Here is an 11,059-nt window from a genome sequence, read left to right as displayed (position 1 = left end):
CCCCAGCCCCGACAAACCCCAGCACGCTCGCCATCCGAATGTTGTTCTCCCAGCGGTACAAAATGTACGCCAGCAACTGCGGAAACAGGTTGGGCAGGGTGCCGTAACAGAAGGCCCAGACGACATTGCCGCCCTGCAAACGGATGGCTTCGGCAGGTTGCGGCGGGGTGTTTTCCAGCGCTTCGGCGAACAGGCGGCCGAGTACGCCGGTGGTGTGCATGGCCAGTGCCAGGGTGCCGGCGTTCGGGCCGAGGCCGGCGGCCAGTACCATCAGCGCGGCCCACACCAGTTCGGGAATGGCGCGCAGGCCATTGAGCACAAGTCGCGACGCGCTCTGCAGCAGCCAGCCGAAGCGCCCGGCCGCTGGCAGCGCCAGCAGCAGGCCAAACACTGCCGCGAGCAGGGTGCCGAGGGCGGACATCGCCATGGTTTCCACGGCGCCACGGCCGATGGCTTGCAGGTGGCCGGCGCTCAGGTCCGGGCTGAGAAAGCGCAGCACGTAGGCGCCCATCTGCTTCAGGTTTCCGCTGCCTGTCAGTTCGCCGAGGTCGATGCCCAGATAGCGGAACGAGGCGACGACCGCGGCGCCGATGCACAGGATCAGCAGCAGGTTGATCAGGCGATTCATGCGAACCTCCAGCGCAGCAGGCGGCTGATCTGGTCGGCGAACAGCACCAGGACGAAGAAGGTCAGCAGCATGCTCGCCACTTCACCGCCGGCGAACATACGCAGCGACAGGTCGATCTGCTGGCCCAGTCCGCCGGCGCCGACGAAGCCCATCACCACGGACGCGCGGATCGCGCATTCCCAGCGGTACACGGTGTACGACAGCAGCTCCGCCGCGACATTGGGCAGGATGCCGTAGCAGAACGCCGCCAACCGGCCACTGCCGGCTTGCAGCAGTGAGTGGGCGGGGCGCTGGTCGACCGACTCGAAGATTTCCGCGTAGACCTTGCCCAGCATGCCGCTGTAGGTGATGGCAATGGCCAGCACCCCGGCGGTCGGGCCAAGGCCGACGGCGCGCACGAACAGCAAGGCCCAGACGATTTCCGGCACGCTGCGCAGGAAGATCAGCAAGCCGCGCACCGGCCAGCGCAACAACCGGCCCAGGGCGCTCGGGCGACCACCCCGCGAGGCGGCCGACAGCGACAGCGCGCGGCTGGCCAGCAGGCTGGCGGGCACGGCCAACAGCAAGGCCAGGGCCATGCCGGCGGTGGCGATGGCCAGGGTCTGCAAGGTGGCTTGCCACAGCAACTGGAGGAACTCTTCGCCATGGGCCGGCGGCCAGAAGGCCGAAACGAAACGGCCCATTTCACTCTGGCTGTCGGCCTTGAGCAGCACGCCCAGGTCCAGTTCGCTGAAGTGGATGCCGGGCCACAGCAGGGCCAGCGCCAACAAGCTGAGCAGCAGGCGGGGCAGGGTGGCCGGGTCTCGTGTATCGCGCGTCAGCATCGGGGAATCTGCAGGCTCAGGGGCGCCACCGGAGCGGGCGGGGATTGCAGTTGCTCGTTGGCGTAGAGCCGGTCGAGCAAATCGTGGTCGACGTCGGCAGAGGGAAGATCGAAGAGGATCTGGCCGTCGCGTAAACCGATGATGCGAGAGAAGTTGCTCAGCGCCAGATCCACCGCATGCAAGCTGGCGACCAGGGTCACCTTGTGTTCCCGGGCGTGGCGGCAGAGGATCGACAGGGTGTGCCCGGCCAGCACCGGGTCCATCGCCGACACCGGCTCATCGGCCAGCAGCACGTCGGGGGCCTGGTACAGCACGCGGGCAATGCCCACGCGCTGCAGTTGGCCACCGGATAATTGCTGGCACTGGGCGAACAGCTTGTCGCCAAGGTCGAGTTTAACCAGGGCCGCGCGTGCGCCGGGCACATCCACCGGATGCAGCAGGCTCAGCAGGCTTTTGGCAAAACCCCACTGCCCCAGTTTGCCGGCCAGCACCGCCGTGACCACGCGCTGGCGCGGTGGCAGTGGCGGCGCCTGATGCACCAGGCCGATGCGCGCGCGCAGGCGTTGGCGCTGTCGGGCGCCGAGCTGCCAGGCTTGCTCCCCGAGCACCTCGACCGTGCCGCTGCCGGGGCGCAGGGCGGTGGCCAGCAGGTTCAGCAGGCTCGACTTGCCGGCGCCGGACGGGCCGATGATCGCCACCTGTTCACCGGCGCTGATGTGCAGGTCGATCTCATGCAGCGCCCGCACGCCCGTGTCGTGGGTGAGGCTGACCCGGTTCAGATGCAAGGTCATTTCAGCAGGTCGGCAGCGCGCGCGGCTTCCTCGATGCCCTTGTAGTTCTCAGGCTTGGTCTCGATGAAGCGGCTGGCGGCCTGCAGGTCGAGAATCGCCTTTTGCTCCGGGTTGGCCGGGTCGAGCGCGAGGAAGGCGGCCTTGATTTTCTCGGCAAGGGCCGGGTCGAGGGTGCCGCGCACGGTCCAGTTGTAGTCGAAGTAGGCTGGCGTGGTGGCGAAGACCTTGACCTTGTCGGTGTCGACCTTGCCGGCCTTGACCAGTTTTTCCCAGACGCTGGCGTTGAGCACGCCGGCATCCACTTTGCCCGCCTGAACCCAGGCGACCGTGGCGTCGTGGGCGCCGGAGTAACCGACGCGGCTGAAATAGGTTTCCGGCTTGATGCCGTCCTGCAGCATGAAATAACGCGGCATCAGGCTGCCGGACGTCGACGAGACCGAGCCGAAGGCGAACGATTTGCCCTTGAGGTCGGCCAGGGATTTGACCGCTGGATCGGCGGTGATGAATTTGCTGGTGAACTGGGCATCCTGCTCACGCTGTACCAAGGGAATGGCATTGCCGGTTTTCAAGCGCGCCTGCACGAAGGTGAAACCGCCCAGCCAGGCCATGTCGATACGGTCAGTGGCCAGCGCCTCGACCACTGCCGGGTAGTCGGACACCGGTACGAACTCGACCTTCATGCCCAGTTGCTTCTCCAGGTATTCGCCCAGTGGCTTGAACTTGCGCAGCAATTCGGTGGGGGCTTCGTCGGGAATGGCGCTGACCTTGAGGGTCTCGGCAGCCTGTGCCAGCAGGGTGGAAAGGGACAGGGTCAGGCCGACGGCCATAGCCAGGGTACGTTTGAGCATGGAAGTTCTCCGGTTCAATAGCGGAAAAATGTCGATGCGCCCCGCACAAGCTGATTGCTGCACGACGCTTCGTGAGGGTAGACGAAAACGGCGCGATTATAGGGGCTCTTGGGTGCTTGACCAGCCTTGCAACAAGGCTCAAGGCCAAAAAAAGACTTGTGGGAGCGGGCTTGCTCGCGAAAGCGGTGTGTCAGTCACATCGATGCTGGATGTGCCGCCGTCTTCGCGAGCAAGCCCGCTCCCACAGGTTTTGCGGTGTCCTGCCATTGAGGTTGCTTACATCCTTGCCAACGCCTGCGCCAGGTCCGCGCGCAAGTCTTCGACGTCCTCAACCCCCACCGACAACCGCACCAACCCATCGCCAATCCCCAGCTCTGCCCGGGTATCGGGCGGGATGGTGGCGTGGGTCATGATCGCCGGGTGTTCGATCAGGCTTTCCACGCCGCCCAGGCTCTCGGCCAGGGCGAAGATCTGCACGTTCTCGAGGAAGCGTTTGGCGCCGGCCAGGTCGCTGTTGAGGTCGAGGGAGATCATTCCGCCGAATCCGCGCATTTGCCGCTGGGCCAGTTCGTGTTGCGGGTGCGAGGGCAGGCCGGGGTAGTAGACCCGTGAGACTTGCGGCTGACGCTCCAGCCACTGCGCCAGTTCCAGTGCGTTACTGCAATGCCGTTCCATGCGCAGGGCCAGGGTCTTCACCCCGCGCAGGGTGAGGAAGGCGTCGAACGGGCCGGCGATGGCGCCCACGGCGTTTTGCAGGAAGCCCAGGCGCTCGGCCAGTTCGGCGTTCTGCCCGACCACGGCGATGCCGCCGATCACGTCGGAGTGGCCGTTGAGGTATTTGGTGGTCGAGTGCAGCACGATGTCGAAACCCAGTTCCAGCGGGCGCTGGATCCACGGGCTGGCGAAGGTGTTGTCGGCCACGCAGATGATGCCGCGTACGCGGCAGGTGCGGGCGATGGCGGCGAGGTCGGTGAGGCGCAGCAGCGGATTGCTCGGGGTCTCGACCATGACCATGCGGGTGTCGTCCTGCAGGGACGCCTCGAACGCCGCCAGGTCGGTCAGGTCGACGAAGCTGAAGCGGTGCCCGGCGCTGCGCTGGCGCACCTTGTCGAACAGGCGGAAGGTGCCGCCGTACAGGTCGTTGCCGGAGACGACGTGCGATCCGGCGTCGAGCAGTTCGAGCACCGTGGAAATGGTCGCCAGCCCCGAGGCGAAGGCAAAGCCTCGGGTGCCGCCTTCGAGGTCGGCCACGCAGCGCTCCAGGGCCCAGCGCGTCGGGTTGTGCGAGCGCCCGTAGTCGAGACCTTTGTGCACCCCGGGGCTCTGTTGCAGGTAGGTGGAGTTGGCGTAGATCGGCGGCATCAAGGCCCCGGTCGATGGGTCCGGCGATTGCCCGGCATGGATCACCCGGGTGGCGAAGCCCTGAGGCGCGGCGTTTTTGTCCTGTTGACTCATGGCAGGGATCTCCGCAAATGGTTGAGCATGTCGGTTCGGGTAATCAGGCCGTGGAAGCCCGAGGCATCCTGGATGATCGCCACCAGCCCACGGCCCAGCTCTGCCTCCAGTTCCGCCAGGGTGGCGGCGGGGGACAGGGTTTGCAGTTTGTCGGTCATGGCGCTGGCCACGGTTTTACGGAAGTGCGCAACGTCCTCATGCACCCCCAGCAGGATGTCGGACTCGTCGATCACGCCGACCAGTTGCTGACCCTTCACCAGCACCGGCAATTGCGACACGTCCGCCAGACGCATGCGCTGGAACGCGGTGAGCAGGGTGTCGTCGGGGCCGACGCTGATCACCCGGCCATCCTCGAAACGCCGCGCGATCAGGTCGCGCAGGTCGCCGTAGTGCTTGCGTTGCAGCAGGCCCTGATCGTTCATCCACTGGTCGTTGTAGACCTTCGACAGGTAACGCGTACCGGTGTCGCAGACGAAGCTCACCACCCGTTTCGGCTGGGTCTGTTCGCGGCAGTAACGCAGCGCCGCCGCCAGCAGGGTACCGGTCGACGAGCCGCCGAGAATGCCTTCGGCGCGCAGCAACTGGCGGGCATGGTCGAAGCTTTCTTCATCGCTGATCGAATAGGCGTGGCGCACGCTGGACAGGTCGGCAATCGACGGGATGAAGTCTTCGCCGATGCCTTCCACCGCCCAGGAACCGGGGGTGGGGAGGGTGCCACCGCGGCTGTATTCAGCCATCACCGAACCGACCGGGTCGGCCAGGACCATTTCCAGGTCCGGCTGCACGCGTTTGAAGAAACGGGTCAGCCCGGTGAGGGTGCCGGCCGAACCGACGCCGACGACGATGGCGTCAACATCGTGCTGGGTTTGTGCCCAGATCTCCGGCGCGGTGCTGCATTCGTGGGCCAGGGGGTTGGCCGGGTTGTTGAACTGGTCGGCGAAGAACGCATCGGGTATTTCCGCCGCCAGCCGTGCAGCGACGTCCTGGTAGTACTCGGGATGGCCCTTGCCGACGTCGGAGCGGGTGATGTGCACCTCGGCGCCCATGGCCTTGAGGTGCAAGACCTTCTCGGTGGACATCTTGTCCGGCACCACCAGCACTACGCGATAGCCCTTGGCGCGGCCGACCAGGGCCAGGCCCAGGCCAGTGTTGCCGGCGGTGGCTTCGACGATGGTGCCGCCGGGCCTGAGGCGGCCATCGCGTTCGGCGGTGTCGATCATGGCCAGGCCGATGCGGTCCTTGATCGAACCGCCGGGGTTCTGTGATTCGAGTTTGAGAAACAGCGTGCAGGGACCGGTATCGAACCGGCTGACGCGTACCAGCGGGGTATTGCCAATCAGTTCGAGCACGGCAGGACGGGAATAGTCGGGCATGTCATCACTCCTTGCGTGAATCCGCACTGGATGGACAGCAATCCGCGCCGGGTCTTCGCGCCGGTCGCGGGCAATGCATCGCTTGGACCATAGGCCGGGATCGGGTCGACCGCAACCTCGCACGGCCAGCCGGTCACCTCGACGCTTTTTCCTCGCCAGCAACCACAAAAAACATAATTTCGCTATTTCCCGGCTCCGAACAGAATGCGGCCAACACCCTGATACCGATAGCCGCAGCAGAAGAACAACAGTGATCAGAATCGAGGCGGCAGCCATGACCGACCTGAATCAAACCACCTTTCAGAAGTGCACAGCCATGACAGTTGATAAAACCGTAATTGATACGCTTGTTGTTGGCGCCGGCCAGGCCGGCGTGGCCATGAGTGAACACCTGAGCAAACTCGGTGTGCCCCACCTCGTGCTGGAGCGCAACCGTATCGCCGAAGCCTGGCGCACCGGCCGCTGGGATTCGCTGGTGGCCAACGGTCCTGCCTGGCACGACCGCTTCCCGGGCCTGGAATTCGACGGCCTGGACCCGGACGCCTTCGCCGGCAAAGAGCAGGTGGCCGAGTACTTCGAAGCCTACGCCCGCAAGTTCAACGCGCCGATCCGCACCGGTGTTGAAGTCAAGAGCGTACAACGCAATGCCGACCGTCCGGGTTTCACCGTTGAAACCTCTGACGGTGTGATCGAGGCCCGCCACGTGGTGGTCGCCACCGGCCCGTTCCAGCGTCCGGCCATCCCGCCGATTGCCCCGCCAATGGCCGGCATCAGCCAGATTCACTCCGCCCAGTACTACAACCCGCAGCAACTGGCCGAAGGCGCGGTGCTGGTGGTGGGCGCCGGTTCTTCGGGCGTGCAGATCGCCGATGAGCTGCAACGTTCGGGCAAACAGGTCTACCTCTCGGTCGGCGCCCACGACCGTCCGCCGCGCGCCTATCGCAACCGCGATTTCTGCTGGTGGCTGGGGGTGCTGGGCGAGTGGGATGCCGAGGCCATGCAACCGGGCAAGGAACACGTGACCATCGCCGTGAGCGGTGCCCGTGGCGGCCACACCGTGGATTTCCGCCGCCTGGCGCATCAGGGCATGACCCTGGTCGGCCTGACTCAATCGTTCAATGGCGCCGTGGTCAGTTTTGAAAACAACCTCGCCGACAACATCCGCCGAGGCGATGAAAACTACCTCGCGCTGCTCGACAAGGCCGACGCCTATATCGAGCGCAACGGCCTCGACCTGCCGCTGGAACCGGAAGCCCGGGCCATGCTGGCCGATCCGGATTGCGTGACAAACCCAATCCTGGAACTGGACCTGCTCAAGGCCGGCGTGACTACGATCATCTGGGCCACCGGTTACTCCACCGACTACAGCTGGCTGAAGGTCGATGCCTTCAAGGAAAACGGCAAGCCACAGCACCAGCGCGGCGTGTCGGCCGAGCCCGGTGTGTATTTCGTCGGGTTGCCGTGGCAGTCCCGTCGTGGCTCCGCGTTCATCTGGGGCGTTTGGCACGACGCCAAGCACATCGCCGATCACATCGTTAAACAGCACACCTATTTCAACTATCGGGATGCGACCCAGCGTCAAGCCGACGCCGCCCGCGCACCTGTTCAGAAAGCCAGCCTCATGGGAGTTCGTTAATGCCTACTCATACCCGCATCCGCATGTTCAACACCAAAGACACCTACCCGAACCAGACGCTGGACAACGATTTGTGCCAGGCCGTGCGCGCCGGCAACACCGTGTATGTCCGTGGTCAGGTCGGCACCGATTTCAACGGCCAGCTGGTGGGCCTCGGTGATCCGCGCGCCCAGGCCGAACAGGCCATGCGCAACGTCAAGCAATTGCTGGAAGAGGCGGGCAGCGACCTGAGCCACATCGTCAAGACCACCACCTACCTGATCGACCCACGCTATCGCGAGCCGGTGTACCAGGAAGTCGGCAAGTGGCTCAAGGGTGTGTTCCCGATTTCCACCGGGCTGGTGGTCAGTGCCCTCGGCCAGCCGCAGTGGCTGATGGAAATCGACGTGATTGCCGTTATCCCTGAATAAGGACTTCGCCATGACTTTTTCCATCGTGGGTCGCTGCGCCGAGACCGGCCAGCTGGGCATTGCCATCAGTTCTTCGAGCATCGCCGTCGGCGCGCGCTGCCCCTGGCTGCGGGCCGGGGTCGGCGCGGTGTCGAGCCAGAACATCACGCTGCCGGCCCTTGGCCCGCAGATCCTCGATGAGCTGGCCAACGGCTCGGCGCCGCCCCAGGCGCTGGACCACTCGTTGACCCGCAACGGCTACAGCCAATACCGCCAGGTGGCGGTGGTGGATGCCCACGGGCGTACGGCGGTGTTCAGCGGCAACCATGCGCTGGGCATCAACAACGCGGTGGCCGGTGACCAATGCGTGGCGGCCGGCAATCTGCTGGCCAACAGTGGGGTGATCGAGGCGATGGTCGCGGCCTTCGAAAACAGCGAAGGCTGCCTCGCCACCCGCCTGATGAATGCCTTGCAGGCCGGGCAGGATGCCGGCGGTGAAGCGGGTGCGGTGCACTCGGCGGCATTGTCGGTGGTCGGTGACCTGACCTGGCCGATTGTCGACCTGCGGGTGGATTGGGCCGATGAAAACCCGATCGGCGAGCTGGGCAAACTGTGGACGGCCTACGAGCCGCAATTGCAGGACTACCTGACCCGCGCGCTCAATCCGACCCTGGCCCCCGCGTATGGAGTGCCCGGCGATGAGTGAGTTGCGCAGCCGCGCCATGCTCGCGCGGTTGATCGGGTTCGCCACGGTCAGCCGCGATTCGAACCTCGAGCTGATCGAGTTCGTGCGCGACTACCTGCACGAGCTGGGCGTGGATTGCGAACTGATCTACAACGCCGAGCGGACCAAGGCCAATCTATTGGCCACGGTCGGCCCGAGCGTGGCCGGCGGCATCGTGCTGTCCGGTCACACCGACGTGGTGCCGGTGGACGGCCAGGCCTGGACGGTCGAGCCGTTCAGCCTGAGCGAGGCGGGCGGCAAGCTTTACGGTCGCGGCACCGCGGACATGAAAGGCTATCTGGCCTCGGTGCTGGCCGCCGTGCCGGTGTTTCTCGCCAGCCCTTTGAAGCGCCCGGTGCATTTGGCGTTTTCCTATGACGAAGAGGTCGGCTGCCTTGGCGTGCGCGGTTTGCTGGAGGTGTTGCCCCAACGCATCCCGGCTCCGGCGTTGTGTTTGATCGGTGAGCCGACCGAGCTCAAGCCGGTGCTTGGTCACAAGGGCAAGCTGGCGATGCGTTGCCACGTGCGTGGTGCGGCCTGTCATTCGGCCTACGCGCCTTATGGAGTCAATGCCATCGAGCAGGCTGCACGCCTGATCGGTAGGCTGGGCGACATCGGCGCCACCCTGGCCCGGCCACCGTTGCACGACAAGCGCTTCGATCCGGCGTTCTCGACCGTGCAGGTCGGGGTGATCCAGGGCGGTACGGCGCTGAACATCGTGCCAGCGGACTGCCGTTTCGATTTCGAGATCCGCGCCTTGCCGGACTTCGCCCCGCAAGTGGTCGTCGATGAACTGCAGGACTACGCCGAGCAGACGTTGCTGCCGGCCATGCAGGCCGTGGACACCGATACCGCGATCCGCTTTGAACAAATCTCCGCCTATCCGGGCCTGGCGACACCCGCCGACAGCGCCGCCGCCCGGCTGATTGCCGAGCTGTGCGGCAGCGATGATTTCGGCACCGTGGCCTTCGGCACCGAAGGCGGGCTGTTCAATCAGGCCGGGATTGCGACCGTGGTCTGCGGTCCCGGCAGCATGGACCAGGGGCACAAGCCCGATGAATTTGTCAGCGTCGACCAGATGGCGGCCTGTGACCGCCTGATGGATCGCCTGGCGGCTTACTTGAGTGAATCCGAACACCCATAACAACAGCGGGCCGACCAGCCCCGAGGAAGCGATCCATGTCCAGATCCTTGCGTTGCAGTGTTCCGTTTGCCCTGGCGTTGTTGAGTGCCAGTGTGTGGGCGGCCCCCCAGGACCTCACCGTGATTTCCTTCGGTGGTGCTACCAAACAGGCCCAGGATAAAGCCTACTTCCAGCCGTTCAACGCCAGCGGCGCGGGCAACATCATCGCCGGTGAGTACAACGGCGAGCTGTCGAAGATCAAGGCCATGGTCTCGGCCGGTCACACCAGCTGGGACGTGGTGGAAGTCGAAAGCCCCGAGCTGTTGCGCGGCTGCGAGGAGGGCCTGTTCGAGAAGCTTGATGCGGGGCGCTTCGGTGATTCGGCGAACTTCGTGCCCGGTGCGCTGACCGAATGCGGGGTGGCCACTTACGTCTGGTCGATGGTCATGGCCTATGACCAGAGCAAACAGGCCAAGGCGCCGCAATCCTGGGCGGACTTCTGGAACGTCGCGGACTTCCCGGGCAAGCGCGGCCTGCGCAAGAGCGCCAAGTACACCCTGGAAATCGCCTTGCTGGCCGACGGTGTCAAGGCGGACGACGTGTACAAGGTCTTGAAAACCCCGCAAGGCGTGACCCGGGCCTTTGCCAAGCTCGACCAGATCAAGCCGAACATCCAGTGGTGGGAGGCGGGCGCCCAGCCGGCGCAATGGCTGGTGGCCGGCGACGTGGTGATGAGCGCGGCCTACAACGGCCGGATCGCCTCGGCGCAAAAGGAAGGCATGAAGCTGAGCATCGTCTGGCCGCAAAGCCTGTACGACCCGGAATACTGGGCGGTGGTCAAAGGCACACCGAACAAGGCACTGGCGGAAAACTTCATCGCGTTCGCCAGCCAGCCGCAGACACAAAAAGTCTTCTCGGAAAACATCCCCTACGGGCCGGTGCATCGCCAGACCTTGCCGTTGCTGCCCAAGGACGTGCAGGAACAACTCCCAACCGCCGAGGCCAACCTGGCCGGCGCACGGGCGGTGGACGCAGAGTTCTGGGTCGACCATGGCGAAGAGCTGGAACAGCGCTTCAACGCCTGGGCTGCGCGCTAACCCGGCAACCCCATAACCCCCTGTGGGAGCGAGCCTGCTCGCGAAAGCGGTTTGTCAGTCACATCGATGCTGGATGTGCCGCTGTCTTCGCGAGCAGGCTCGCTCCCACAAAAAACAGTGCACTACCTCGGGTTTGCGCAGTGGTGATGGTAGTCAGGTAAAGCACAGAAC

Annotated in this window: 11 protein-coding genes; 5 read left to right on the top strand and 6 right to left on the bottom strand. The window is 64.9% G+C overall.

Annotation, left to right across the window (positions count from 1 at the left end; all coding sequences use genetic code 11):
- The 6 genes from AC07YV_RS29100 to AC07YV_RS29075 all read right to left on the bottom strand — a co-directional run.
- A partial coding sequence (locus AC07YV_RS29100; RefSeq protein ID WP_102702711.1) for a PhnE/PtxC family ABC transporter permease occupies positions 1–628 on the bottom strand: 628 nt, incomplete at its 3' end.
- Positions 625–1,452, bottom strand: coding sequence for a PhnE/PtxC family ABC transporter permease (locus AC07YV_RS29095; RefSeq protein WP_095967569.1), 828 nt, complete (start codon positions 1,450–1,452; stop codon positions 625–627). The genes AC07YV_RS29100 and AC07YV_RS29095, both read right to left, overlap by 4 nt.
- Complete coding sequence (locus AC07YV_RS29090; RefSeq protein WP_102702712.1) at positions 1,446–2,243, bottom strand: phosphonate ABC transporter ATP-binding protein; 798 nt, start codon at positions 2,241–2,243, stop codon at positions 1,446–1,448. Before AC07YV_RS29090 ends, AC07YV_RS29095 begins: the two co-directional genes overlap by 7 nt.
- A complete protein-coding gene (locus AC07YV_RS29085) occupies positions 2,240–3,091 on the bottom strand; it encodes a putative selenate ABC transporter substrate-binding protein (protein WP_102702713.1) in 852 nt (283 codons plus the stop codon). The genes AC07YV_RS29090 and AC07YV_RS29085 overlap by 4 nt, the downstream gene beginning before the upstream one ends.
- Positions 3,092–3,367: 276 nt before the next feature.
- Positions 3,368–4,546 carry a trans-sulfuration enzyme family protein gene (locus AC07YV_RS29080; protein WP_102702714.1) on the bottom strand — a complete coding sequence of 393 codons (1,179 nt, stop codon included), beginning with the start codon at positions 4,544–4,546 and terminating at the stop codon, positions 3,368–3,370.
- The gene (locus tag AC07YV_RS29075; RefSeq protein WP_007976080.1) at positions 4,543–5,919 is read right to left on the bottom strand and encodes a pyridoxal-phosphate dependent enzyme; all 1,377 of its coding nucleotides are present in this window, start codon (positions 5,917–5,919) and stop codon (positions 4,543–4,545) included. The genes AC07YV_RS29080 and AC07YV_RS29075 overlap by 4 nt, the downstream gene beginning before the upstream one ends.
- Before the next feature lie 274 nt (positions 5,920–6,193).
- Here AC07YV_RS29075 and AC07YV_RS29070 point away from each other — a divergent pair, with 274 nt between their 5' ends.
- Genes AC07YV_RS29070 through AC07YV_RS29050 form a run of 5 tightly spaced genes read left to right on the top strand, consistent with a single transcriptional unit; the run spans position 6,194 to position 10,888 of the window.
- Complete coding sequence (locus AC07YV_RS29070) at positions 6,194–7,555, top strand: flavin-containing monooxygenase (RefSeq protein ID WP_173900871.1); 1,362 nt, start codon at positions 6,194–6,196, stop codon at positions 7,553–7,555.
- Entirely contained in the window at positions 7,555–7,965 is a 411-nt protein-coding gene (locus tag AC07YV_RS29065; RefSeq protein WP_003201555.1) for a RidA family protein, read from the top strand. The genes AC07YV_RS29070 and AC07YV_RS29065 overlap by 1 nt, the downstream gene beginning before the upstream one ends.
- Before the next feature lie 10 nt (positions 7,966–7,975).
- On the top strand, positions 7,976–8,650 hold the full coding sequence (locus AC07YV_RS29060) for a DUF1028 domain-containing protein (RefSeq protein ID WP_007976091.1): 675 nt from the start codon (positions 7,976–7,978) through the stop codon (positions 8,648–8,650).
- On the top strand, positions 8,643–9,812 hold the full coding sequence (gene argE, locus AC07YV_RS29055; protein ID WP_102702715.1) for an acetylornithine deacetylase: 1,170 nt from the start codon (positions 8,643–8,645) through the stop codon (positions 9,810–9,812). Before AC07YV_RS29060 ends, argE begins: the two co-directional genes overlap by 8 nt.
- Positions 9,813–9,847: 35 nt before the next feature.
- Positions 9,848–10,888: an ABC transporter substrate-binding protein gene (locus AC07YV_RS29050; RefSeq protein ID WP_015095629.1), complete on the top strand. Its 1,041-nt coding sequence runs from the start codon at positions 9,848–9,850 to the stop codon at positions 10,886–10,888.
- Positions 10,889–11,059 lie beyond the last annotated feature (171 nt).

The sequence above is a fragment of the Pseudomonas sp. GW456-E7 genome, assembly GCF_059424105.1.
This window is presented reverse-complemented; position numbering and strand designations above follow the sequence as displayed.

Excerpts from the sequence above, each read along its gene's own strand:
- AC07YV_RS29085 (WP_102702713.1), bottom strand. The coding sequence starts at position 3,091 with ATGCTCAAACGTACCCTGGCTATGGCCGTCGGCCTGACCCTGTCCCTT.
- AC07YV_RS29095 (WP_095967569.1), bottom strand. The coding sequence starts at position 1,452 with ATGCTGACGCGCGATACACGAGACCCGGCCACCCTGCCCCGCCTGCTG.
- AC07YV_RS29065 (WP_003201555.1), top strand. The coding sequence starts at position 7,555 with ATGCCTACTCATACCCGCATCCGCATGTTCAACACCAAAGACACCTAC.
- AC07YV_RS29050 (WP_015095629.1), top strand. The coding sequence starts at position 9,848 with ATGTCCAGATCCTTGCGTTGCAGTGTTCCGTTTGCCCTGGCGTTGTTG.
- argE (WP_102702715.1), top strand. The coding sequence starts at position 8,643 with ATGAGTGAGTTGCGCAGCCGCGCCATGCTCGCGCGGTTGATCGGGTTC.
- AC07YV_RS29060 (WP_007976091.1), top strand. The coding sequence starts at position 7,976 with ATGACTTTTTCCATCGTGGGTCGCTGCGCCGAGACCGGCCAGCTGGGC.
- AC07YV_RS29075 (WP_007976080.1), bottom strand. The coding sequence starts at position 5,919 with ATGCCCGACTATTCCCGTCCTGCCGTGCTCGAACTGATTGGCAATACC.
- AC07YV_RS29090 (WP_102702712.1), bottom strand. The coding sequence starts at position 2,243 with ATGACCTTGCATCTGAACCGGGTCAGCCTCACCCACGACACGGGCGTG.
- AC07YV_RS29070 (WP_173900871.1), top strand. The coding sequence starts at position 6,194 with ATGACCGACCTGAATCAAACCACCTTTCAGAAGTGCACAGCCATGACA.
- AC07YV_RS29080 (WP_102702714.1), bottom strand. The coding sequence starts at position 4,546 with ATGAGTCAACAGGACAAAAACGCCGCGCCTCAGGGCTTCGCCACCCGG.